Raw genomic sequence first — 23552 nt, forward strand, 5'->3', positions numbered from 1 at the left:
ACTATTGTGGCCCCCCATAAAAATCTCCCCATTGCTTCCTTTCAATCTCCGTAACTGCGCCCAGCAGTTTTTCGCTGAACGCGTCTGCCAATGCAGACGCCGGACGTTGGGACGGCAGCAAAATTGAGATCGCCAGCACCACCTTGGGTGCAAACGGGCGGAAAACGAGAGAGCTGTGTTCGCGTGCCGTGTTCAGATAACCGTCCGCCGTCATCGGGTCACAAATGCAATAGCACAAGCCATCTTCCACCAGCTTCAGGGCCGGGAGGAAGTTACGCAGTTCAAAGCGTTGGTTGAACTCCGCTTTCTGCTCCTCAAACGCCATGCGCGTGGAAACGCAATTGGGGTGCATTTCAGGCAATGTCGCCAACGGCTTGCCCGAAAGGTCCTTTGCTTCAATGACCTCTTTGCGTGCCAACGGATCATCACTCCGTAAGGCACAAATACAGTTGAGCAGGAAATCATGCGTAATCAACGCACTGTTGGGAGCAGGGGTTTCTGCCAGTCCTACATCATATTGCTGAGAGGCGACCCATTCTTCAATCACGTTGGACCCGCGCATCATCAGCGAGACCTTCACCTCCGGTTTGTCTTGGACAAACTCTGAGATCAGCTGCGGAATAAGCACCTGAGAGGAGGCCGGCATGAACGCCACGTTGAGCCGCCCCTGCTGCAAAGAGCCAATTTCGCGCATGGTCCGTGTCGAACGGGCGAGGCGGTCCAGAATTGCTTCTGCTTCCCCCAAAAAGAACTGCGCTTCCGGTTTTCGGAGGAGTTTGCCGCGCTGACGTTCAAACAGTTCGATCCCCAGTTCCTGTTCCAGATTGGAAATCAGAGAACTTACTGCAGGTTGCGTCCGACCAAGGATACGTGCCGCCTCAGAGATTGAGCCCGTTCGCATAACTTCACGAAATGCCTGCAACTGTCGAAAACTCAGGTTCATGTAACCGCCTGTTATTGTGTGGCAATTACATGCCCCATAATTTTTTTCTATACCTTAATAGATTAAATCACTTTGATTTTATAGGTCAAAATCGAAATCTTCCCCGAACAGCGCTGCGGACATCTACTTAGGGAGGATTGCTGATGGATCGCTTAATGAGCCTGCTGTTGACGGGGCTGATATGCCTTGTTGCACTGGGCCAATTTGTACAGGTGATCACGCGATACCTGCTTGAAATTCCAGTTCTGGGGCTGGAAGAAAGTCTGCTTTATCCAACAATGTGGCTCTACATGGTGGGCGCGGTCAACGCATCCCGTGAAAACAGCCATATCCGCGCCAACGTTCTGGAAATCTTCCTTAAAACACCAAAGCAAGTGGCCGTGCTCGCCCTCATTGGGGAAGCATTAAGCCTCGCGATTGGTTGTTGGCTCACCTACTGGGCATGGGATTTCACCAAATATTCTATGCGTGTGTGGCGTGAAAGCCCGACCCTCTACATCCCGACTTTTTACGTGGACATATCGCTGATCACCGGCCTTGTCCTGATGATGGTGTTCACCGCAATTCAGCTGGGCCGACACATCCATCAGGTTTTGACAGGGACGTTCCCTGAGCCGCTCCCAACCACCACAGAATCCCCAAAAGAGGAGCTGGCCTGATATGGTTGAGATCGCACTTCTTTCCGTTGCAGTTCTCGTGATTCTGCTCACACTTGGCGTACCGCTGCCTTACTGCTTTGGCGCAGGCCTGATGACCATGTACTTCGCTGGTGACGTCATCATGAAGGGCAACATGCTTTGGGGCTTCCAGCAGCTCGGCAATCCGGTTCTACTTGCTATTCCGCTGTTTGTTCTGGCGGGCACGATTATGAGCGTCAGCGGTATTGCTGCCAGTTTGCTCAACTTCGTCAACATCTTCATCGGCCATTTACGTGGCGGCCTGGGCGTTGTGGCGACCGTCAGCTGTGCGTTGATCGGTGCAATTTCCGGCTCTGGCCTGACTGGCGTGGCCGCTATTGGTCCACTCCTCATTCCTGAGATGGAAAAGCAGGGCTACCCGCGTGCCTATGCAACTGCGCTCATCGCCAACGCTTCCTTGCTTGGCCTGCTGATCCCACCAAGCGTGACCATGATCGTCTACGGCTGGGTAACTGACACGTCCATCCTTGCCTGCTTCCTCGCAACGCTCGGTCCAGGTTTGCTGATCATGTCCAGCTTCTCCGTTGTAAACCTGCGTCTGGCCCGCAAGTTTGACCTGAAACTGGAAGACCGCCCACGCGGCAAAGCATTTGTGCAGGAAGCCAGCCACCGCGGGTTCAAGGCAACTCCAGCGCTGCTCATGCCCGTCATCATCCTCGGCGGCATCTACGGCGGCATCATGACCCCGACTGAGGCAGCAGCTGTTGCAGTGATCTACGCGATCCCTGTTGGATTCCTCATCTACCGTGGTCTGGATGCCAAAACCTTCCTCGGCGCAGGCAAAGAGGCTGCGACATCCGTTGGCGCGATCATGCTGATGATCCTTTTCTCCATGATCCTTTCCCAGATGTTCGTTCTGGAAAGTGTACCGCAGGAACTGGTGGAAGCAATCTTCTCCATTACGGAGAACAAGGTACTGCTGCTGATCCTCATCAACATCCTGCTGTTCCTTGTGGGCATGGTAGTGAATGACGTGACCGCGATCATCCTGATTGCTCCGCTGCTTCTGCCGCTTATGGAAGCGATCGGCATCAGCCCGATTCAGTTCGCGGCGATCATGGGCGTCAACACAGCTATGGGCGGTGTAACCCCTCCATATGCTTCGATCCTGTATCTGGGCGCACGTATCGGCAAGGTGCCAGTCACGCAAGTGATCCGCCCGGCCATGATCCTGATCCTGTTTGGCTATCTGCCAGTGGTGTTCCTGACTTCCTTCTGGGCAGACCTGTCTCTCTTCATTCCCCGGCTCTTTGGTTACTGACCCCATCACCAGACAAGAGCCCAAAGCGAGCTGTGGGAGCAGCTCCGATAACAGCAACCTCAGTTGCGATTGAAAACAAAACACAGAGGTGAACTATGATTTTGAAGGCATTGAAAACGACCCTTGCGCTGGCAACCATCATTGGTGGTGTAAGTGCAGCATCCATCGCACACGCCAAAACGCTGAAGATCAGCCATATCCGCCCGCAAGGCGCAACTGTTGATCTTGAAGTGAAAGACCTTGCTGAAGAGCTAAAGAAAGTAACCAATGGCGATCTGAAGATGAAGATCTTCGCTGCAAGTGCACTGGGTGATTACACCACTGTGCAGGAGCGTATTTCCGTTGGCGCAATCGACATGGCTGTACAGCCGGCAGCAACCGCTGTTGAGCGCAAAATGCAGATCAGTGCCTTCCCATATGTGGCTGAAAACTGGGAGCAGGCGCAAAAAATCTACGGTCCGGGTGGCGCGATCCACGACGCAATGAAAGAGCTTTACGCCAAGCAGGACATCACCATGCTGGCAGCTTATCCGGTGTACTTCGGCGGTATCGCGCTGAACCGTGATGCGGTGGCTCCAGGTGATCCAAACGCTGACAAAGGCATCAAAGTTCGTGTGCCTGGCATCAAAAGCTTCCAGCTGACCGCAGATGCGCTGGGTTACATCAGCTCCCCAATTCCATTCTCCGAAGCCTTCACCGCTGTTCAGACCGGTGTTGTTGACGGTGTCGTGGGCTCCGGTGCTGAAGGCTACTACGCCTCTTTCCGCGATGTTGCGAAAACCTACATCCCGGTGAACACGCACTTCGAAGTCTGGTACCTGATCATCAACTCCGAACGTTTTGAAGGCATTGATGAAAACTCCCGCAAAGCTCTCGTAAAAGCAGCAAAAGAGTTTGAAGCCAAGCGTTGGGCTAAAGCGGAATCCGATCAGGATGCGTTTGAGCAGAAACTGGCAGACTACGGCGCAACCATCGTCAATCTCTCTGACGATGAGCTGGCAGCAGCGGCCAAGAAAGTACGCGCAGACGTATGGCCACAGATCCTGAACGATGTTGGCGCTGACTGGGGTCAATCTATTCTTGAAAAAATCAAGAATTAACAGTCCAGACCGATAGGTCTCCAAAGGATCAGGCAGCTTTGTTCCCTAACCGGATCCCAATCCCGGTTTCACATGAGCTGCCTGATCCTCCCGGTTTCATTGGGAAACCCACTTGTTTTAAAGCTTGCCACTAAAGGTCAGGTCCAATGTTCCGCTCACTGCGCAAACCCGAGACCCAAAGCGTCTCCATCAACATCAACGGGCAGATGGTTCAGGTTGCTGAAGGCTCTAGCCTTTGGGCAGCCATGGCGTTGCACGGTGAAACACAAACCCGCCTTGCTTCAGTCTCGGGCCAACCACGCTCCGCTTATTGCGCCATGGGCGTGTGCTTTGAGTGTCTCGTTGAGGTCAATGGCGTGCCTAACCAGCAGGCCTGCCTGACGACGGTAGAAGAGGGCATGCACGTCTGTAGCCAAGGCCTGACCGAACAATCCATTGCTGCACTTCATCAAAAAGAGAGTGCTGATCATGAGTGACATTTTCGATATCGCAATCATCGGTGCAGGCCCGGCTGGCATGTCCGCCGCACTGGAGGCAGCGCAGCAGGGAGCCTCGGTCACTGTGCTGGATCGCAAAACAACCCCCGGCGGCCAGATCTACCGGGATGTGACGCAGAGCCCTTTGTTGGATCCGTCCGTTCTCGGGAGTGAATACACCGAGGGCGCGGAGCTGGTTGAAGCCTTTATGGAGGCAGACATTGACCGCCACCAAAATGCGGATGTCTGGCATATCGGAGAAACCGGCGAGGTCCTGTACTCACAAGACAATCAGACCCGCCGTCTTGTTGCACGTGAACTCATCATCAGTCCGGGCGCGATGGAACGCCCGTTTCCTATTGAAGGCTGGCATTTGCCAGGTGTGATGACAGCAGGCAGCGCACAGGTGATGCTCAAGTCTGACGGCATGGTCAAAGACGGTGCTATCTTTGCTGGCACCGGACCCTTGCTTTACCTGATCGTGGCCCAGTATCTGCGGCTTGGTGTAACCGTCAACGCTGTAGTGGACACAACGCCAGCAGGCGGTGTTGGCCGCGCGATGCAGTACATTGGTGGTGCGCTCGGCAAACCAGCCTACCTCATCAAAGGTCTGATGCTCCTCAATGAAATTCGCCGTGCTGGTGTTCCCGTCTTCCGCCATGCCTCAAACCTGAGCGTGCTTGGAGAAAGCAAGGCCGTTGGCCTTCAGTTTGAACAGGATGGACGAACCCACTCCGCCAACGCAGATCATATCTTCCTGCATCAGGGCGTCATACCCAACCTCAACATGACCCGAGCACTTGGCATGGAACATCATTGGGCAGAGCAACAACTGTGCTGGACACCGACACTGGACGACTGGGGCCAAAGCTCGATCCCACACCTTGCAGTGGTCGGTGATGCAGCTGGTATTCAGGGGGCGGAAACTGCGCGACATGCCGGACGCCTTGCAGCACTTAAGGCTATGAACAAACTTGGCAAACTCAGCGAGGCAAGTCTGCAGCAGAAAAGTTCTGATCATCTGAGAGCCATGAAGTCCTTCAAAGCCTTCCGCAGTTTTCTTGATGCGTATTATGCACCAACACCAGAGCATCGCATCCCTGCTGCGTCCAATACGCTGGTATGCCGCTGTGAAGAGCAAACAATGGGGCAGCTGCGTGCTGGATTTGAGCAAGGTGCGAAAAACCCGAACGCGCTTAAAGCATTGACCCGCTGTGGAATGGGCCCGTGTCAGGGCCGCCAATGCGGGCATACCGTCAGTGAGTTACTTGCTGTCTGGCAGAACAAGCCTGTTTCCGACATCGGCTATTATCGCCTGCGTTCTCCGCAAAGGTTGCTCAGTGTTGATGAGTTAAGCCAGTTTCAGAACATCAAACCAGCAAAAAAACCGGCTGAGGTGTCCGCATGAATTTTGATGCAATCATCATTGGCGGCGGCATTCACGGCAGCGCAACGGCTTACTATCTGTCCAAGGCTGGTATGAAGACGCTAGTGCTGGAAAAGGACTATGTTGGCCGTCATGCCTCCGGTGTCAACGCAGGTGGTGTGCGGTTGTTAGGCCGAGATTTTGCTGAGGTGCCGCTCTCTAAAGAAGCCATGTCCCGCTGGCAAACATTGGATGATGAGCTTGAGGGCGATACTGGTTTTCGCAGGCGTAGCCTGATCAACATTGCCATTGATGACACAGACATGAGCACGATCAGGACACGGATCACTAAGTTCGCCGGATTGGGTTACGATCACGAAATACAGATCGACCAGCAGGAACTGCGCGAGCGATTGCCCCATGTGGCGCATAACTGTGTGGGCGGCGTTGTGTCTGAACAAGACGGCTATGCTATCCCTTACAAGGCAACCAGTGCTTTTTGCCGGGCAGCTGAGCGATTTGGCGCAACATTTCACGAAGGTGAAGCTCTCGCAAACCTACGCCAGATTGGCGATACCTGGCAGGTACGAACCGACAAAGCCAGCTATGACACTGACACTGTGATCAACTGCTCTGGAGCATGGGCGGACAAAACTGCCATGATGATGGGCGACAACACCCCACTCTCTCACAGTGCACCCATGCTGATGATCACTGCGCGCATGCCGCATTTTGCTGGTCCTGTTGTCGGCGCAATCTCTCGTCAGTTGTCATTCAAGCAGTTCGAAAATGGCACTGTGCTCATCGGCGGTGGTGCCAAAGGTTTTGCGGATCGTGATAATAATCGGACAACGCTGGACTACAAAAAGCTGGCCCTTGCAGCTGAGACAACCAAAACCTTTTTCCCAATCATGAAGACAGCCGTCATCAACCGGACGTGGGCTGGACTGGAAGCCTACATGCCCGACAACCTGCCTGTGATTGGAGCAGGGGCGAATGCGCGCAATGCCTACCATGCCTTCGGGTTTTCCGCCCATGGGTTCCAGCTCGGACCAGTCGTTGGTGATGTACTCGCGCAGTTGATCACCACAGGAAAAACCAGTTTTGACCTGAACCCGTTCCGCATCGACCGCTTTGAACGCAAGGTTCTTTAGCCCCCAAGATTTCCAAGACAACAGGAAAGTAAACCATGACAATTGAACGCGTGGATTCCAACCACCGCATGAGTAAGATCGTGAAGCACAACGGCACAATTTATCTGTGCGGACAGACGGCTGCTGATGACCCAAGCTGGGACATCACCGAACAGACAAAACGCTGTCTGGCCAAAGTTGATGCACTGCTGGAACAAGCTGGCAGCAACCGCAACAAAATCCTGTCCACCACCATTTATGTGCGCGATATGAAGGACTTCGCTGCGATGAACGCCGTGTGGGATGCCTGGGTTGCAGAGGGTGAAAAACCAGCACGTGCCTGCGTTGAAGCACGCATGGCTCGTCCAGAGATTCTGGTTGAGTTTACTGTGGTTGCAGCTCAATAAAACACAGAGAGCCTGTGGTAATCACGGGCTCTTACCAAGCCCTGCTATTTCTGTACGAGCCCTTCCACCATCACCTCCCAGGAAGCAAGGAAGCGCCGTTCCACTTCGTTGTTGGTGCCTTCCAAACGACTGAGGATCAGTGTCCCTTCAAACAACTCTACAATGGCTTCCACGATATGCGTTGCATTTGCCTGCCGGATAACACCACTTTCCATTCCCTCAACAATCTGCTCACTAATACGCGTGCGAAGCAGGCCAAAGAATTTCTTTAGAACCACACGCGCCACATGGTGCTTGTAAAACTCAACCCAAATTGCTGTCAGTTCAGAATGTGTGCCCAGATAGATCAGGGTGGTGACGCAGATGGACTGAATCCGTTCCAGCACATCCGTCTCTGATGCTGTTTCTTCTTTAATTTGCTGAACGATCTCGTCATCACACATTTGCAGATATTCTGCCAGAATCTCATCCTTACTGGCAAAAATGGACCCAATACTTTGTTGCGAGAGGCCCGTTTCCTTAGCAATATCCTTGAATGTGGTATTGAAATATCCGTTGCGTGCGAAACAACGCAGTGACCCGTTGAGAATGATCATACGATCATCCTGCAGAGCAGCGGGAACATCCTCTCTCCGTTGTTGGGGGTCGTCCATAAACGCTCTCCGCACGCTGGTTTGCAATCTCACTTCAGGCTAAAAGTCGGCATCCTTCAGGAACTCAGAGAAAAAGCTAGCATGTAATCACAGGGGTGAGGCCGGAGGATGTTGCGCAAGGTTGATACGTTTTTCTCCTGTTCACTAAGCTCAAAGCTTCTATTGATTTGAGTTTGACGAATTTGCGTAAGTTTACAAACTTGCTAAGTTCATATTCGGCAGCTGAAATCACAACTCAGATTGAAGACGGGTTGCTTACGTTTTGTGGGACACTTTGCCGAGTTTCCATCCACCAATCAACGAGCAAATCGGCACAATCTGACTTAATCACGGATCAAAACTGAGTTGATCGCCCAACAGTTTGCTCAGCGCACCATGGCATCTTTCACACCAATTATTTTGGAGGGATGTCCTTATGAAGCTCAAGATTCTGCTGATTACCGGTGACTTTGGTGAGGACTATGAAGTCATTGTTCCGTTCATGCTGCTGAAAGCCATCGGTTATGAAGTTCATGTTGCCTGTCCTAAAAAACGGGAGGGCGAAACGGTCGCCTCGTCCATTCACGATATCAATAAGGACTATCAAACAGTCACTGAATGGGAAGGGCATCGGATCAACATCAACGTGTCTCTTGAGCATCTGAATCCTGCCGATTACATCGCCCTTGTGCTTCCCGGGGGGCGCTCCTGCGAATACTTGCGCACATACCCAATTGTCCGTGATGTAACATCTCATTTCATCAAGGAAAACAAACCGATCGCTTCCATTTGCCGAGGGGTGCAGATCCTGCTTGCCACGGGGCTTTTGAAGGGCAAAACCATGACGGGGAATTTTGTGTGTCAAACAGAAGTTCAGATGTCTGGCAATACCTACGAAAAGCTGGGATACGAAGGTGTCGTGGTTGATGGAAACATTGTTTATGGCGTGGAATGGCATGGCCTTTGGACGTGGATGCAGGCCTTCATGGAAAAGCTTGGGGTCATCATAGATTTGCCCCCCAAAGCTGGCCGCGTGAAACCCACTCCCGGAGAAGGATATACTTACAAAAGCCTCGGTTAGAGCACCTTCCGTTTGAATGCAATCAAGGAGGATACTCTAACCAAGGGTGCTGCCTTAGCTGGACTCGTCAGGCAACCGGATTGTGAGAGCCGGATTGCGAGGGAAGAAGTTCATCGGCTGAATATGGATGGTCTTCCATTCTGTTGACATGACAGGCCAGTCTTCCAAACGTGGTACGTGGTGGAAGCCAGCAGTGAACCATGTGACCACATCCTTGTTCATGAGTTCGCGGTCCTGCTTGACCCATTCCGCCAAACCATCAGAGCCGTCAGATCCCATGGCAAGCGCGCCACCTGCATAACGCTCCTTTGGATCATAAGCAGTATTCCAGACGCTGTACTCGATGTAGCGGTTACGCACGAACGGCGCATCGTTTTCGAAGTCAAACGGAGCATAGGACACGCTGCCGTGGTGAAGCATGTAGGCCGGCTTGTGACCAAGGTAACCGTCGACATTCCCGTTCATCACCATAAAGGCTTTCGGCTTCATGGAGCTGAGGCGGAAGCGACCTTCCATCTCGCTTTTGACCGGTGTGTTCTTAACCGTCCAGAGTGAGCGACGTGGCACATTGACCGGAGGTTCACCACCAACGATTTCCTGCACCATCATGGTGTTGTCCGGCCCATCTACGTCAAAGTCCAGGCGGAAGTTGAAGTAATGGTCGTGGAATGGAGCAACCAGATAGGGCGCAATGAGCGAGCCATATTTCGTGTCTTCGGCAGCGGATGGATCCTGTAAGGTCTTGGACGCAACGCCCTTCACGGCATCCAGACCAGATGCGCCAACCTTCAGGTAAATCGTGCCATCCTGCTTGAATCGATAGTCGATAAGGTAGTCGTAGTTGCCAACCTCAGAAGCTGTACGGATGACCAGTTCTGTTTCTGGCCGCCCTTCAGCAGGCACAAATTCCGTTTCTGACTGGGCAAAGACTTCAAAGTGGCGCCATGCAGGGTTTCCAATATCACGCTCGAAGATGCAAATCGCGTCGGGAATCTCCAGCGGCTGGCCCATATCATCATGGATCAATGCCGGAAGGAAAGTTGCGTAATCCGGGCAGTCCACGTTCTTGCGCAATGGTGTCAGGAAGAGGCCAAACCCGTATTCGCCACTGTCCATATAGGTCCGCCAATACCAGCCAGTGGAGGGGTCCATATACGGTACGAACACTTCAGAAAGAGAGGCTTGATAGAGCACTGAACGCCAGTTCGCACCATCATTGGCTTTGACTTGCGACAGAACAAGTCCTGGGCGTTTGTCGACGCGATACCGCATCTTCCAGATGTCCCAGGTGATCTCACTGCCATCAATAGTAAAGTTTGGACCACCCTCCTGACGCAGGCGTGCCGGATTGGTTTTGGCTCTCAATGCCGTACGTTTGGCCACTTCATCCTCGTTGTAGCCCCAGTCATCTTCTGGAAGAGGGACAGCGCCTTCATCGATAACTTCCAGAACTTTACGCTCTGAAAGCTCCACCACAGCCACCAGCCCCTCAACCGGCTTGGCATAGAAGTTAGAGCTTGTCGGGTTCACATAACAAGGCACCTTCATCAGGCGTTTGCCTTTTTCTGCATCAGTAAAGAAGTTACCAGCAGTCAGCGGAAGGCAATAAACGTCATCTGGCGTCAGGCCACGCTTGGCGAGCCCGGCAACCATACGCTCATCTCCCAGCGCGATCTCCATAGCCGACAAAAAGTCCGCCAGCATGATCATGGGCTGACCTTCAAGGTCTGACCTGCTTTCGACAGTGCCTTTGGTGATGTTCACCACCGCTTGGTGAAATTTGCCATCTTCCTGAAAATGAACAGTCGCTCTGCGATCAAGGCTCCCATCTGTCACATTGCTCATGACCGCTTTTTTGTGTGGCTCCAACAGCTCAATCAGCGGATATAGCGTTTTATCACTGGCAGCATTGGCTTCAATCAGGGTTGCCCGAACCGTATTGAGTTCATCTCCTGTCAGGCCATCGAGTGGATGAGGATCTGCAGCATACGCGGCAGTCGTGAGCATTGAGGCGGCTACAAGCCCCCCCAGCATCTTTAAAGTCATTGGTTCCCTCCCATCGGGAGGGGGAGATGAACCCACCTGTGTCTTCTCCCCCTAAATCCGTCCAATCAAAGCTTAGGCGAGCCCGGATCGCTGTGTCTGCGCATCCTGTGCAATTTACTAGGCATATCGGTTCACAGCCAGCTTGTTCTGCCGTATCTGCTCCGCAAAGGTTCGCGGAGACATACCAACCTGCGCTCGAAACGCCCGGTTGAAGGTCGACAGATCACGAAAGCCAAATTCAAACGCCAGCTGAGAGATTCTGAAGGCCTGCCGGGATTGCAGACGACGCGATAACTCACGTTTGAACCTGCCGACACGCACCTTGGCGATCTGCTCGTTACAGCTCAATCCGTGCTCTCTGAAAAGACGATAAATGCTACTGCGCGACATGCTGGAAAGCTTTGAAAGCTCTTCGATGTTGAAGCTCTCTTCCAGCGCATTGTCGTGAATAAGAGACAACAGGAACTGCAGCTTGTCATATCCCTCCTGCAAAACGCTGGTGTCTTCTTCAAGAAAGGTTGCACTCACCACATCGTTGAACGCCCCTGAGAGCAAATGTTGTTTCTGGCTTCCCGGCTGGGCTTCAAGCAGCAGATTTAGGTGGGCGTTGATCAGCTGGCCAGCCCCGGAAAACGCGGAGACCTTGCGACCACAGGCATAAGCAGAATTGAAATGCCGATGCAGCAGATGGCGCGGGATATGCATGGATATCTGGTCAGACCCCAAAGTGCGGTTAGCCCGGAAAATGGAGGATTTGACGGAATCGATCAACGTCATGTCTCCGGGCTTGGAAAGCAGCGCGGTTTGTCCATTCTGTTCCAGCTCCGCTTCTCCCCGAAGCTGCAGGATCAGAAAATAGTAGGCCTCGCCGTCCTTGCTGATATCAGCAGGTCCACGGGTGATCTCTCTTGCATTGTGAGTGACGCGGGCGCAATCAACATCACCAAGCTGGAGTATGGAGGCATTTCCCATGACACTTCCAGCTTCTGTGTTTGTAACAAAGTGACCACAGATTTCAGTCAGCCGTGTGTTCCATTCATCCAGCTCATATCGGCAGGATTGAGTTGAAGGTATCTGAATACACACTGGCGCCTCCCCTAACCAAGGGGAATGCTAGAAAGAATCTAAACAGCAATCAAGCCAGATATATGCATTTTCCTATAAATCGCTTATTTCATGCTCAGACTAAGTCAGTTTCAACTACAAGATCAACTAGGTGCGTCTTGGATATGAGGTTGCAAGATAATGGTTTTATTGGATAAAATGGCTATTAAACCACAGGAGTGAGTACGATAGTCGAAATACATTCAAACGCTAATTATTTGCATTTCCATAAAACTAATGTTGCGCAAGCTGCCCGTTAATCCCGACCCAAAGTCCAGTTGTGGGCGAACTCCCGAAAGGATTTGAAGACGGGGCTCTGGTATTTCTCCGTGTTATAGACCAGCGAAAATTGCCTGATCATCTTGTGCTTCAAGGGCACGATCGATAAGCGACCATCTTGAACGGCGGCATTGACAGAGCGGCGAGAAAGCACAGTCAGACCGAGCCCTGCGATGACTGAGTTGACGATAGCCGTGGTGCTGTTGAGCTCGAACGCTTCTGTCCACTCTTCAAGGTTCGCAGCAACTTCAGTCAGAAAATACTCTCGTGTGCCAGATCCCGGTTCCCTCAAAACCCAGCTCTTGCCTTCGAGCGCATCTAACTCAAGCGGCTTATCGGTAGCGGGACATTGAGATGGCGCGCAGACCACGACCATTTCGTCCGTCATCCACGGTTCAACCTTGAGACGTTTGTCACTGACCTTTGCCTCAATGAACCCAAGATCTAACTCAAAATCCAGTAGCATTCTGCAGGTTTTGGTGGAATTGGAGAGGCTCATAGACTGGTGCAGATACCCCGTGTTTTCACGGAAATCTCCGAGCAGGGTGGGCAGCAGGTGGTTACCAATTGTGTAGCTGGACCCAATCCGCAAGTTACCGTTGGTTGCATCATCCCCTTCAAAAAGCTGCGTGATCGCTTCAGATCTATCCAGCAGTTCATCCGCCAGAGGAAGTAAACGGCGGCCTTGCTCGTTTAAGATGAGTTGCTTGTTGGCACGATCAAACATCTTCCACCCCAGTTGACGTTCCAGCTCAGCAAGAGCCATAGAAACGGCTGATTTGGTGAGAAACAGTTTTTCTGCCGCAGCTGTGATCGAGCCTTCCTGCGTAATCGAAACAAACACTTTAAGCTGACGAAACGTTACATTCATTTCTTTTCAAGGCCAATCTGTGGGACAGTATTGTATGGGGTTCAATTTTACTGAACCACCTATTCAATATATTCAGATTTTCAGGACATATCAAATCAGCTAGGAACTGGAGTTGCATACTTTGTCTTCTCACCCTCAGGTTATTGGCATTTCCGATGAATACTCTTCGAAACAAACTGGCTCATGTTCCGGCCCCTCTCGGTGGTCTCGCGCTAGGGATAGCAAGTCTCGGTTGGTCAATGGAAAATGCTGGCAATTTTGGAGGGGCGCTGCAACTCACGGGCGCATTGATTTCGAGCGTTTTGCTCGTGCTACTGCTTGGAAAAATCTTTTTTGCGCACACCGCAGTTTTTGAAGATCTGAGGCATCCAGTTGTTGGCAGTGTGCTCCCGACAACCGCAATGGCGCTGATGATCGTATCCTACGCAATCGCGCAATACAATTTCACAATCGGGCAGATGCTTTGGCTATTGGGTATTGCCCTGCATCTCACGTTCTTATCTGTGTTCATTTATCATCGTGCAAAAAGCTTCAGTCTACAGCACATGGTCCCAAGCTGGTTTGTGCCACCAGTTGGAATCATCGTGGCAGCTGTTGCTTTTCCCGGCGGTGTGTTTGAAGGCTTTGCGAACGCCTTGCTCTGGTTTGGTCTGGTCGCCTATGCGCTGATGTTACCAATGATGCTGTATCGTTTGATTTTTCACGCCGAAGTGCCCGATGCAGCGAAACCAACCATCGCGATCCTCGCCGCACCTGCCAGTCTTTCGCTTGCTGGTTATCTCACTCTGACGAGTAATCCATCTCCAATTATGGTCGCCGTGCTTGGCGGAATTGCAGTTGCTATGACGGCGCTGATTTATATCTCATTCCTGCGCTTGTTCCGCCTGCCATTTTCTCCAGGCTTTTCCGCCTTCACATTTCCGCTCGTAATTGGCGCAACAGCGCTCTTTAAAACGGTATCATGGATGGAAAGTCTGGGTGCGAATGCCAATCTTGTCGCGCAGATCAGAGCCTTGGCGCACATTGAACTTTATGTGGCAACAGCCGTCGTTCTCTATGTCAGTTTCAAATACCTGACATTCTTCGCACCGGCTCTGTTACCAGCGCGCGCAACGGGACAGCAGACCAACTAACTGGACTTGCTGAACATTTTAGTCTTGTCAAACAGGTTCTCCAGCGTGTTCATCCGCTCCTTGGTCACCTTCCATGTGGAGGTGGTCATGGCTTCAATCATGGCTTCCAGAATAAACATGATGACAACGCTGCTATCCCAGGCCGACGGCGCTTCAATACGGGCGTTGAAAACATATTCCGCATTAACAGCTGCGGGCGACGTCCACTGATCGGTAAAGACGATCACAACCGCCCCGCGTTCACGCGCCAGATCGACAAAGCGCAGGATATCATGTTCGTATCGACGGATGTCGAACACCACCACAACATCACCCGGTTTCATGTTCAGGAGATAGTGCGGCCACGTGTTGGAGTTGGAGGCGATGGCAATTACATCATCACGGATCACCTGCAAATGCGTAAAGAAATAGTCCGATAAAGCACGTGTAATACGACCACCAACAATGTGGACAGCCCGCTCGCGCTCCGTAAACAAACCCACAGCCTGATCGAAATCCTGCGTATCGAGTTGCTGTAAGGTTTGTTTCAGATTGTCGATGACCGCGTCAGCAAACCTGTTCAGAATATGTGCATCAGGTGCATTTCGGGTCCAGCGCTCTTGTTTGGAAATCGGGTTGGAAATTGTTTCTTCCACTTCCAACTTCAAGGCTGATTGCAACTCCGTAAACCCAGCAAAACCAATCTTTTGCGCCATTCTGACGACCGTTGGACCAGAGACATTTGCCGACTTTGCAAGCTCTGAAACGCTGCCTAATCCGCTGACTGGATAATTTGCAAGCAAGGAGACGGCCAGCTGACGCTCTGCACGAGTTAACCCATTAAAATGTCCGCGTAATTTTTCTGCGACGGTCTGTTCATTTGGGTCTCGCACGTCTCTCACCTACCTGATGTATGTATATTTGCCTAGTTTTTAGGCTTTGTGAAACGTTCCTTTCAGATTAGTCTCCTTGGAAACGTTTCTTTCAGAAACTCTTTTACGAATAAAAAGACTGAAAGTACAAGGAAAAACAAGATGCATTCGGGGGGACTGTTCTTGTCTGAAGTCAAAACTGACCAGATAGAATCTGTTGGCAACGACACTGTTGAAACGATCAATACAGGAGGAACGGCTCCAGTTGTGTTGATCTGCGAACATGCATCCAAGTTTATTCCTGCATACCTAAATGGCCTCGGTCTAAGTGAAGAAGCTGCAAGCAGCCATGCAGCTTGGGATCCAGGAGCTTTGGCGATTGCCAAACTTCTCTCCACCAAGCTGAACGCACCTTTGGTCGCTCAACGAATTTCGCGCCTCGTTTATGATTGTAACCGCCCACCGGAAGCACCCAGTGCCATGCCGGAAAAAAGCGAGATCTACGAGGTGCCGGGCAATGTTTCGTTGAATGATGAACAGCGGCAAGACCGGGCCAACAAATTTTATCGCCCCTTCCAGTCTGAAGTAAAACAGGTGATCGACGCCAAATATACGGCGGGTCAGCTTCCGGTGATGGTCACGATCCACTCGTTCACACCAGTTTACAACGGCAAGAAAAGAGCCGTCGAGGTAGGTGTGCTGCATGACAGCGATACCCGCTTTGCCGATGCACTGCTGGAAGCACTGTGCCCATCGGATCTCTACGTCATCCAAAGAAACGAACCATATGGGCCGGAAGACGGGGTTACGCATACCCTCGTTGATCAGGCACAATCCCGCGGCCTGCTAAACGTTATGATTGAAGTGCGCAACGACTTAATCGCAAAGCGAGCAGACCAGAAGAAAATTGCAGACTTGTTAGGAGAGGCAATTCTGCAAGTCCTGCCACAGTTTAGCGCTGAAATAACTGTGAGCGGGCAGGGAGCAACAACAAAAGCAAGGGCAGCAGATTAATGCCAAGGGGAATAGTTGTTTTCGTCAGGTATGTGGACTGGATCAACAAATATGTTGGCCGCTTTGCCATGTACCTCATTTTCGTGATGCTGGGGGTGCTGTTGTACTCCTCCATCGCGAAGACTTTTTTCGCACCGCCGCTCTGGACGTTGGAAACAGCCCAGTTCACCATGGCAGCCTACTACCTTCTGGGTGGCGCCTATTCCATGCAGACACAGTCTCACGTGCGCATGGACTTGTTTTATGGAAGCTGGTCTCCACGGCGTAAAGCCACCATGGATGTCATGACCATCCTGCTTCTGATTTTGTACCTCATCTTCCTCCTTTACGGCGGTCTTTCCTCGTTGGAATACGCAGTCAAATACGGTGAGGAAAGCTACTCGGCTTGGGCACCACCTATGGCGCCAATCAAAGCCATTATGTGTTTTGGAATATTCTTGATGCTGCTTCAGGCAATCGCGACGTTCTTTAAAGACTTGGCCGCAGCCCTTGGGAGGCCTGCGCCATGAGTTATGAACTGATCGCAATTTTGATGTTCTCCAGCATGATGCTGATGCTCCTGACCGGGCAACGTGTTTTTGCTGCAATTGGTTCCGTTGCTGTTATCGCCGCCCTTCTGCTGTGGGGTGATGGTGGCTCCGAAATTGCCTTCTCCGCCAGCATGAAGCTGATGAAGTGGTACCCGCTCCTCACGCTGCCACTGTTCATTTTCATGGGCTATATGCTCTCTGAATCAGGCATTGCCGAAGATCTTTATAAGATGTTCCATGTCTGGACAGGTGGCCTTCATGGTGGATTGGCCATCGGCACAGTCGGCCTCATGGTGATGATTTCAGCCATGAACGGTCTGTCTGTGGCCGGTATGGCCATCGGCGCAACCATCGCTCTGCCTGAGTTGCTGCGTCGAGGCTATGACAAGGTTATGGTGACTGGCGTTATTCAGGCTGGTTCCTCACTGGGCATTCTCGTACCGCCAAGCGTTGTTCTGGTTCTTTACGGCATGATTGCCCGTCAACCAGTTGGCAAACTTTGGCTCGCAGGCGCTATTCCGGGTTTGTTACTGGCAGGACTGTTCATTCTTTACATTGTGGTGCGTTGCCGCCTTCAGCCGGAATTGGGTCCAACCCTTTCTGAAGAAGAGCGCAAAGAGATCACATGGTCTGAGAAAATCCGCTTGTTACAAGCTGGTGTGATCCCGCTGTTCATCTTCTTTGCGATGACTGGTCTGTTCCTGATGGGTGTGACCAGCCTCGTGGAAAGTTCCGCTGTTGGAGCAACAGCTGCGACACTGGCCGCTGCATTCAAACGGCGCCTCACCTTCCGCTTGCTGCACATCACCACTGAAAAGACGCTTCAGATCAGCTGTATGTTCATGTGGATCATTCTTGCAGCTCTTGCGTTTGGTGCTGTGTTTGACGGATTGGGCGCTGTGCGTGCGATTGAAGGCTTCTTCGTGGGCGACCTTGGTCTTGGCCCATGGGAAATCCTTCTGCTGATGCAGCTCTCCTACATCGTCATGGGCATGTTCCTGGATGACACCGCGATGCTCGTGATTGTGGCTCCGCTTTACGTGCCATTGGTCAAAGTGCTTGGGTTTGATCTGGTCTGGTACGGCGTGCTGTACACCATCACTTGTCAGATCGCCTATATGACACCGCCATTTGGCTACAACCTGTTCCTGATGCGTGCCATGGCGCCGCCGGAGATTTCGCTGACAGACATCTACAAATCCATCATTCCATTCGTGGCAATCATGGTGTTTGGATTGGCTCTGGTCACGGTCTTCCCGCAAATCGCGCTTTGGCTGCCCAACCTTTACTACGCGAGGTGACATGACAAGGCATCACAAACGTACCCATTGAAGTAATTAGCGAATTCCGGATGGAGACAGATAAAAATCACACCCCTCGCTATAAAAAGTCCACCGGTTCTGAGGGATCCAGAAATTCATATTCCAAGGGGAATTGAGTATGACGAATAGACGTGATTTTCTTAAGAAAGCTGGTTTAACAACCGTCGCCGCTGCTGGTGCATCTACCCTTGCAGCCCCGGCTGTTCATGCTGCAGGTCGTCCTATCAAATGGCGCCTTCAGACATATGCTGGTGCAGCACTTGCTCAACATGTGATCAAGCCATCCATTGACGCCTTCAACAAGGCAGCAAATGGTGAGATGGAGATCGAGCTATACTACGCAGACCAGCTGGTACCAACTGGTGAACTGTTCCGTGCCATGCAGCGCGGCACCATTGATGCTGTTCAGTCAGATGATGACTCCATTGCAGCACCAGTAGATGTATCTGTTTTCGGTGGCTATTTCCCATTCGCTTCCCGTTACAGCCTTGATGTTCCAGCTCTGTTTAACCACTGGGGTCTGAAAGAGATTTGGGAAGAAGCTTATGACGAAGTTGAAGGCGTTAAGTGGCTTTCCGCTGGTGCATGGGATCCTTGTCACTTTGCGACAAAAGACCCGATCCGCAGCCTTGCTGATCTGAAAGGCAAGCGCGTCTTCACCTTCCCAACCGCTGGCAAATTCCTGACACGCTTCGGCGTTGTTCCGGTCACCCTGCCATGGGAAGACATTGAAGTTGCAATGCAGACTGGCGAACTGGACGGGATTGCGTGGTCCGGTATCACTGAGGATTACACTGTAGGTTGGGCTGACGTGACCAACTACTTCCTCACCAACAACATCTCCGGTGCGTGGGCTGGTTCTTACTTTGCCAACGAAGAGCGCTGGAATGAACTGCCAGATCACCTGAAGACCCTCTTTAACCTGTGCATGGATAGTTCTCACTACTACCGCCAGCACTGGTACTGGGCAGGCGAAGCTAAGCTGCGCACACAAGGCGAGAAGATGGAGCTGACCTCCATTCCTGATGAAGAGTGGGCAACTGTTGAAGACGAAGCTCTCAAGTTCTGGGATGAAATTGCAGCCAAATCCGAGCGTAACGCCCGCGTTGTTAAAATCCTGAAGGAATACAACGCAGCAATGGCAAAAGCTGGTCGTCCTTATCGCTACGGCTAAACTGTTTTTCCAAGATTGGTCAGCCCGGTTTTCGGGCTGGCCACACCACACAGTAACGAAGCAGTGTCGGTGATGCCATGCAGGAGAGGCACAGGCATCCGCCGCTTTAACAGGGTCCTCGGGGAACAGGTATGTTGCGAGAAGAAACCAAAAAGACACGTAGAACCGGAAAACTGACCCTCGACGAGTTACGCGAGCTGGTCGACACCGGTGAGATAGACACCGTTATTGCCGCACAAGTGGACATGCAGGGCCGCTTGATGGGCAAGCGCTTTCAGGCTCAGTTCTTCGTGAACAGCGCCTGGGAAGAGACCCACAGCTGTAACTACCTGCTTGCAACCGACATGGAGATGGCCACTCCGGATGGCTACAAAGCAACAAGTTGGGAAGCGGGTTATGGCGACTACGTCATGAAGCCGGACCTTGCCACCTTGCGCGTTATTCCGTGGCTGGAAGGCACCGCACTGGTACTGTGCGATGTGCTGGACCACCACACCCATAAAGAAGTTCCACATTCTCCGCGCGCCATTTTGAAAAGCCAGGTCGACCGCCTCGAAGGCATGGGCATGACCGCTAACATGGCGACCGAGCTGGAGTTCTTCCTGTTCAAAGAGAGTTTTGAAGAAGCTCACGCCAAGGGTTACCGCAATATTTCGCCAGTCTCCGCCTACAATGAGGACTATCACATCTTCCAGACCACCAAGGAAGAGAACGTGATGCGTGCCATTCGTAACGGCCTTAACGGCGCCGATATTCCGGTTGAGTGCTCCAAAGGCGAAGCTGATGCTGGTCAGGAAGAGATCAACGTCCGTTATTCTGATGCACTGAATATGGCAGACCGCCATTCCATTATCAAAAACGGCTGTAAAGAGATCGCATGGCAGAACGGCCAGAGCATCAGCTTTATGGCCAAGTGGCATTATGATGCTTCCGGCAGTTCCTCCCACGTGCACCAGTCTCTTTGGGGCAAGGATGGCGAGTCTCTGTTTTACGATCCATCCGGCGAGTACGGCATGTCCAAGATGATGCGCCATTACCTCGCTGGTTTGCTGAAGCACGCAAGTTCGATCACCTATTTCCTTGCGCCAAACATCAACTCCTACAAGCGCTTTGCCGCTGGTACCTTTGCGCCGACCAAAGCAATCTGGAGTATGGACAACCGTACCGCTGGCTATCGCGTATGTGGCGATGGTACCAAGGCTGTGCGTGTTGAGTGCCGTGTTGGCGGTGCAGACCTGAACCCATATCTGGCAATGGCCGCGCTGCTCGCTGCTGGTATTGATGGCATCGAAAACAAACTTGAGCTGGAGCCAGAGTTCAGAGGCGATGCTTACGGAGGTGAGGGTGCTCGCGAAATTCCGACAACTTTGCGCGACGCAGCTACCGAAATGAAGTCTTCCGAGATGCTTCGTGCTGCATTTGGGGGCGATGTGATTGATCACTACGCACATGCCGCCAAGATCGAGCAGGATGAATATGACCGCCGTGTAACCGACTGGGAAGTTGCGCGCGGGTTTGAACGGGCCTGATAAAACCAGCCCACGCTGTGAATGATGAGTTGACCATGACAAAAACACTAAAATGTATTTCGCCGGTTGATGGTTCTGTATTTGCAGAACGTCCGGTGGCAAGCCAGAAAGAAGCAGAAGCCGTCATTGCCAGTGCCAAGAGCGCGCAGAAAGAGTGGGCTGCTCGTCCACTCAAAGAGCGCATCAAACTGGTGATGGCTGGCGTCGCAAAGATTGGTGAACAGAACGACGAAATCGTTCCTGAACTTGCTAAGATGATGGGCCGCCCGGTCCGTTATGGCGGTGAGTTTGGCGGCTTTAACGAACGTGCCTCTCACATGGCAAAGATCGCGGAAGAAAGCCTTAAGCCGATCATTGCCGAAGAGAGTGACAACTTCGAGCGCCGCATCGAGAAGGAGCCGCACGGCGTCATCCTCGTGATCGCACCATGGAACTATCCATACATGACTGCGGTCAACACCGTCGCTCCGGCCCTGATTGCTGGCAACGCGGTGATCCTGAAGCATGCCACCCAGACGCTTCTGGTTGGTGAGCGTATGGCAAGTGCCTTTGCAGAGGCAGGTGTTCCGGCAGAGGTATTCCAGAACCTCTTCCTGGATCATGACACCACCTCCCACCTGATCGCAGGCCGCAATTTCGGTTTCGTCAACTTTACAGGCTCTGTTGGTGGCGGTCGTGCGATGGAGATCGCAGCAGCGGGCACCTTCACGGGCCTTGGCCTTGAGCTGGGTGGTAAAGATCCGGGCTACGTGATGGATGATGCGGATGTTGAGGCTGCGGCTGAAACACTCATTGATGGTGCTATGTTCAACTCCGGCCAGTGCTGTTGTGGTATCGAGCGCATCTATGTCCATTCTTCCAAGTACGATGCCTTTGTAAAGAAGGCTGTCGAGATCGTTTCCGGTTATAAACTCGGCAACCCGCTGGATGAGAAAACCACCATCGGCCCGATGGCGAACGTTCGTTTTGCAGAGCTGGTACGCAAACAGGTGGCAGATGCTGTTGGGCAGGGCGCAAAGCCTATGATCGACGCGGGCCTCTTCCCGGAAGATGATGGTGGAGCTTACCTCGCACCTCAAATCCTCGTGGATGTAAACCACGATATGGAAGTTATGCGCGAAGAGAGCTTCGGTCCTGTGGTCGGCATCATGAAAGTGGAGAGCGACGAAGAAGCAATCCGCTTGATGAACGACAGCCACTACGGCCTGACGGCATCGCTGTGGACACAGGATCCTGCACGGGCAGCAAAGCTCGGCGCTCAGATCGAGACCGGTACCGTGTTCATGAACCGCGCTGACTATCTGGACCCGGCCCTGTGCTGGACAGGCTGCAAAGACACGGGCCGCGGCGGTGCTCTGTCTGAGATCGGTTACCAGAACCTGACCCGTCCAAAATCATATCACCTTAAAAAGGCATAAGAAAAATGACTCTGACAGCAAACTGGAGCTACCCGACCGCCATCCGCTTTGGTGCCGGGCGCATTAAGGAATTGGCCGACGCGTGCGCTGCTGCTGGTTTTAAAAAGCCGCTGCTTGTCACTGACAAAGGCCTCGCAAATCTACCAGTCACTGCCAGCACTTTGGATGTGATGGAAAAGGCTGGCCTTGGCCGTGCCATGTTCTTTGAGGTTGATCCAAACCCAACCGAGATCAATCTGGAAGCGGGCGTTGCAGCCTTCAACGCTGGTGGTCATGACGGCGTGATTGCATTTGGTGGAGGCTCAGGCCTCGATCTTGGCAAGCTGATTGCGTTCATGGCAGGTCAAACTCGCCCTGTTTGGGATTTCGAAGATATTGGTGATTGGTGGACACGAGCTGACGCGGATGCGATCTACCCGAACATTGCTGTTCCAACCACTGCTGGCACTGGCTCAGAAGTTGGTCGCGCAAGCGTGATCACCAATTCTGAGAGCCACGTAAAGAAGATCATCTTCCATCCAAAGATTCTCCCAAGCGTTGTGATCTGTGATCCAGAGCTGACTGTTGGCATGCCGAAGATGATCACTGTTGGGACTGGCATCGATGCATTCGTGCACTGTCTGGAAGCCTACAGCTCTCCGCACTACCATCCGATGTCTCAGGGCATCGCGCTGGAAGGTATGCGCCTTGTGAAGGAGAATCTGCCGAAAGTCGTTGCAAATCCGAATGATATCAAAGCTCGCGGTCACATGATGAGTTCCGCTGCGATGGGTGCTGTCGCCTTCCAGAAAGGCCTTGGCGGTATTCACGCGCTGGCTCATCCGGTTGGGGCGGTTTACAACACGCATCATGGTCTGACCAATGCTGTGATCATGCCAACTGTGCTCAAGTTCAACCGTGCAGCGATTGAAGAGCGAATTGAGAAACTGGCGGCTTACCTTGATATTCCCGGCGGTTTCGACGGTTTCTTCGATTTTGTTATGAAGATGCGCTCGGATATGGGCGTGCCAAATACCCTTGCCGAGCTTGGCGTGGGTACTGACAAGATTGACGTGCTTGCAGAAGAAGCAGTGAAAGATCCAAGTGCAGGCGGCAATCCAGTTGAGTTTACGCTGGAAGCTGCGAAAGCGCTGCTTATTGAAGCGATTGGAGAACAGGTATCGGCCTGATTTCTCTCTAATTTA

The 23552-nt window shown here is 52.3% G+C and carries 22 protein-coding genes; 16 read left to right on the forward strand and 6 right to left on the reverse strand.

Annotated features, from left to right (window positions below; translation table 11 throughout):
- Position 1: 1 nt before the first annotated feature.
- Positions 2-943, reverse strand: coding sequence for a LysR substrate-binding domain-containing protein (locus tag PsAD46_RS11530; protein ID WP_063293450.1), 942 nt, complete (start codon positions 941-943; stop codon positions 2-4).
- A gap of 143 nt (positions 944-1086) precedes the next feature.
- Between PsAD46_RS11530 and PsAD46_RS11535 the strand changes: the two genes are divergently transcribed.
- The 7 genes from PsAD46_RS11535 to PsAD46_RS11565 all read left to right on the forward strand — a co-directional run bounded on the left by PsAD46_RS11535 (position 1087) and on the right by PsAD46_RS11565 (position 7384).
- Positions 1087-1602 carry a TRAP transporter small permease subunit gene (locus PsAD46_RS11535; protein ID WP_057461315.1) on the forward strand — a complete coding sequence of 172 codons (516 nt, stop codon included), beginning with the start codon at positions 1087-1089 and terminating at the stop codon, positions 1600-1602.
- A gap of 1 nt (position 1603) precedes the next feature.
- On the forward strand, positions 1604-2902 hold the full coding sequence (locus PsAD46_RS11540) for a TRAP transporter large permease (protein WP_057461316.1): 1299 nt from the start codon (positions 1604-1606) through the stop codon (positions 2900-2902).
- Between the two features lie 95 nt (positions 2903-2997).
- On the forward strand, positions 2998-4002 hold the full coding sequence (dctP, locus tag PsAD46_RS11545; protein ID WP_063306915.1) for a TRAP transporter substrate-binding protein DctP: 1005 nt from the start codon (positions 2998-3000) through the stop codon (positions 4000-4002).
- A 146-nt stretch (positions 4003-4148) separates the two neighbouring features.
- The gene (locus tag PsAD46_RS11550) at positions 4149-4478 is read left to right on the forward strand and encodes a (2Fe-2S)-binding protein (protein WP_063306916.1); all 330 of its coding nucleotides are present in this window, start codon (positions 4149-4151) and stop codon (positions 4476-4478) included.
- Complete coding sequence (locus tag PsAD46_RS28730; protein WP_063306917.1) at positions 4471-5886, forward strand: NAD(P)/FAD-dependent oxidoreductase; 1416 nt, start codon at positions 4471-4473, stop codon at positions 5884-5886. Before PsAD46_RS11550 ends, PsAD46_RS28730 begins: the two co-directional genes overlap by 8 nt.
- Positions 5883-6998: an FAD-binding oxidoreductase gene (locus PsAD46_RS11560; RefSeq protein ID WP_063306918.1), complete on the forward strand. Its 1116-nt coding sequence runs from the start codon at positions 5883-5885 to the stop codon at positions 6996-6998. Before PsAD46_RS28730 ends, PsAD46_RS11560 begins: the two co-directional genes overlap by 4 nt.
- 35 nt (positions 6999-7033) lie before the next feature.
- Positions 7034-7384, forward strand: a complete 351-nt coding sequence (locus tag PsAD46_RS11565) for a RidA family protein (protein WP_063306919.1) — start codon at positions 7034-7036, stop codon at positions 7382-7384.
- A 44-nt stretch (positions 7385-7428) separates the two neighbouring features.
- Here PsAD46_RS11565 and PsAD46_RS11570 read toward each other — a convergent pair whose 3' ends face one another.
- Positions 7429-8037, reverse strand: a complete 609-nt coding sequence (locus PsAD46_RS11570) for a TetR/AcrR family transcriptional regulator (protein WP_063306920.1) — start codon at positions 8035-8037, stop codon at positions 7429-7431.
- A 415-nt stretch (positions 8038-8452) separates the two neighbouring features.
- On the opposite strand from PsAD46_RS11570, the gene PsAD46_RS11575 reads away from it, so the two are divergent.
- Positions 8453-9097 carry a DJ-1/PfpI family protein gene (locus PsAD46_RS11575; protein ID WP_063293443.1) on the forward strand — a complete coding sequence of 215 codons (645 nt, stop codon included), beginning with the start codon at positions 8453-8455 and terminating at the stop codon, positions 9095-9097.
- A gap of 54 nt (positions 9098-9151) precedes the next feature.
- Here the strand turns inward: PsAD46_RS11575 and PsAD46_RS11580 are convergent, their stop codons facing one another.
- The 3 genes from PsAD46_RS11580 to PsAD46_RS11590 all read right to left on the reverse strand — a co-directional run bounded on the left by PsAD46_RS11580 (position 9152) and on the right by PsAD46_RS11590 (position 13397).
- Entirely contained in the window at positions 9152-11143 is a 1992-nt protein-coding gene (locus tag PsAD46_RS11580; RefSeq protein WP_063293442.1) for a tyramine oxidase, read from the reverse strand.
- 117 nt (positions 11144-11260) lie between these two features.
- Positions 11261-12229, reverse strand: a complete 969-nt coding sequence (locus PsAD46_RS11585) for a helix-turn-helix domain-containing protein (RefSeq protein WP_063293441.1) — start codon at positions 12227-12229, stop codon at positions 11261-11263.
- Between the two features lie 274 nt (positions 12230-12503).
- Entirely contained in the window at positions 12504-13397 is an 894-nt protein-coding gene (locus PsAD46_RS11590) for a LysR substrate-binding domain-containing protein (RefSeq protein WP_063293440.1), read from the reverse strand.
- 155 nt (positions 13398-13552) lie between these two features.
- On the opposite strand from PsAD46_RS11590, the gene PsAD46_RS11595 reads away from it, so the two are divergent.
- Positions 13553-14530 carry a TDT family transporter gene (locus tag PsAD46_RS11595; RefSeq protein ID WP_063293439.1) on the forward strand — a complete coding sequence of 326 codons (978 nt, stop codon included), beginning with the start codon at positions 13553-13555 and terminating at the stop codon, positions 14528-14530.
- On the opposite strand, the gene PsAD46_RS11600 is transcribed toward PsAD46_RS11595, so the two are convergent.
- Complete coding sequence (locus PsAD46_RS11600) at positions 14527-15402, reverse strand: MurR/RpiR family transcriptional regulator (protein WP_063306921.1); 876 nt, start codon at positions 15400-15402, stop codon at positions 14527-14529. The genes PsAD46_RS11595 and PsAD46_RS11600 overlap by 4 nt on opposite strands.
- A 162-nt stretch (positions 15403-15564) precedes the next feature.
- Between PsAD46_RS11600 and PsAD46_RS11605 the strand changes: the two genes are divergently transcribed.
- From PsAD46_RS11605 to PsAD46_RS11635, 7 genes are all read left to right on the forward strand, one after another.
- Positions 15565-16395, forward strand: coding sequence for an N-formylglutamate amidohydrolase (locus PsAD46_RS11605; RefSeq protein WP_063293600.1), 831 nt, complete (start codon positions 15565-15567; stop codon positions 16393-16395).
- Positions 16395-16904: a TRAP transporter small permease subunit gene (locus PsAD46_RS11610; protein WP_063287600.1), complete on the forward strand. Its 510-nt coding sequence runs from the start codon at positions 16395-16397 to the stop codon at positions 16902-16904. Before PsAD46_RS11605 ends, PsAD46_RS11610 begins: the two co-directional genes overlap by 1 nt.
- The gene (locus PsAD46_RS11615) at positions 16901-18226 is read left to right on the forward strand and encodes a TRAP transporter large permease subunit (protein WP_063287599.1); all 1326 of its coding nucleotides are present in this window, start codon (positions 16901-16903) and stop codon (positions 18224-18226) included. The genes PsAD46_RS11610 and PsAD46_RS11615 overlap by 4 nt, the downstream gene beginning before the upstream one ends.
- Positions 18227-18365: 139 nt before the next feature.
- Positions 18366-19421: a TRAP transporter substrate-binding protein gene (locus PsAD46_RS11620; protein WP_057461334.1), complete on the forward strand. Its 1056-nt coding sequence runs from the start codon at positions 18366-18368 to the stop codon at positions 19419-19421.
- Between the two features lie 131 nt (positions 19422-19552).
- Complete coding sequence (locus tag PsAD46_RS11625; RefSeq protein WP_063306922.1) at positions 19553-20950, forward strand: glutamine synthetase family protein; 1398 nt, start codon at positions 19553-19555, stop codon at positions 20948-20950.
- A gap of 35 nt (positions 20951-20985) precedes the next feature.
- Positions 20986-22368, forward strand: a complete 1383-nt coding sequence (locus tag PsAD46_RS11630) for an aldehyde dehydrogenase family protein (protein WP_063307056.1) — start codon at positions 20986-20988, stop codon at positions 22366-22368.
- A gap of 5 nt (positions 22369-22373) precedes the next feature.
- Positions 22374-23537, forward strand: coding sequence for an iron-containing alcohol dehydrogenase (locus tag PsAD46_RS11635; protein ID WP_063306923.1), 1164 nt, complete (start codon positions 22374-22376; stop codon positions 23535-23537).
- The last annotated feature ends 15 nt before the right edge of the window (positions 23538-23552 follow it).

The sequence above is a fragment of the Pseudovibrio sp. Ad46 genome, assembly GCF_001623065.1.
Lineage (GTDB): Bacteria > Pseudomonadota > Alphaproteobacteria > Rhizobiales > Stappiaceae > Pseudovibrio.

Coding starts and splice junctions, on each gene's coding strand:
- PsAD46_RS11565 (WP_063306919.1), top strand. CDS start 7,034: ATGACAATTGAACGCGTGGATTCCAACCACCGCATGAGTAAGATCGTG.
- PsAD46_RS11595 (WP_063293439.1), top strand. CDS start 13,553: ATGAATACTCTTCGAAACAAACTGGCTCATGTTCCGGCCCCTCTCGGT.
- dctP (WP_063306915.1), top strand. CDS start 2,998: ATGATTTTGAAGGCATTGAAAACGACCCTTGCGCTGGCAACCATCATT.
- PsAD46_RS11535 (WP_057461315.1), top strand. CDS start 1,087: ATGGATCGCTTAATGAGCCTGCTGTTGACGGGGCTGATATGCCTTGTT.
- PsAD46_RS11550 (WP_063306916.1), top strand. CDS start 4,149: ATGTTCCGCTCACTGCGCAAACCCGAGACCCAAAGCGTCTCCATCAAC.
- PsAD46_RS11560 (WP_063306918.1), top strand. CDS start 5,883: ATGAATTTTGATGCAATCATCATTGGCGGCGGCATTCACGGCAGCGCA.
- PsAD46_RS11530 (WP_063293450.1), bottom strand. CDS start 943: ATGAACCTGAGTTTTCGACAGTTGCAGGCATTTCGTGAAGTTATGCGA.
- PsAD46_RS11580 (WP_063293442.1), bottom strand. CDS start 11,143: ATGACTTTAAAGATGCTGGGGGGGCTTGTAGCCGCCTCAATGCTCACG.
- PsAD46_RS11630 (WP_063307056.1), top strand. CDS start 20,986: ATGACAAAAACACTAAAATGTATTTCGCCGGTTGATGGTTCTGTATTT.
- PsAD46_RS11635 (WP_063306923.1), top strand. CDS start 22,374: ATGACTCTGACAGCAAACTGGAGCTACCCGACCGCCATCCGCTTTGGT.
- PsAD46_RS11590 (WP_063293440.1), bottom strand. CDS start 13,397: ATGAATGTAACGTTTCGTCAGCTTAAAGTGTTTGTTTCGATTACGCAG.
- PsAD46_RS11575 (WP_063293443.1), top strand. CDS start 8,453: ATGAAGCTCAAGATTCTGCTGATTACCGGTGACTTTGGTGAGGACTAT.
- PsAD46_RS11570 (WP_063306920.1), bottom strand. CDS start 8,037: ATGGACGACCCCCAACAACGGAGAGAGGATGTTCCCGCTGCTCTGCAG.
- PsAD46_RS11540 (WP_057461316.1), top strand. CDS start 1,604: ATGGTTGAGATCGCACTTCTTTCCGTTGCAGTTCTCGTGATTCTGCTC.
- PsAD46_RS11615 (WP_063287599.1), top strand. CDS start 16,901: ATGAGTTATGAACTGATCGCAATTTTGATGTTCTCCAGCATGATGCTG.
- PsAD46_RS28730 (WP_063306917.1), top strand. CDS start 4,471: ATGAGTGACATTTTCGATATCGCAATCATCGGTGCAGGCCCGGCTGGC.
- PsAD46_RS11625 (WP_063306922.1), top strand. CDS start 19,553: ATGTTGCGAGAAGAAACCAAAAAGACACGTAGAACCGGAAAACTGACC.
- PsAD46_RS11610 (WP_063287600.1), top strand. CDS start 16,395: ATGCCAAGGGGAATAGTTGTTTTCGTCAGGTATGTGGACTGGATCAAC.
- PsAD46_RS11620 (WP_057461334.1), top strand. CDS start 18,366: ATGACGAATAGACGTGATTTTCTTAAGAAAGCTGGTTTAACAACCGTC.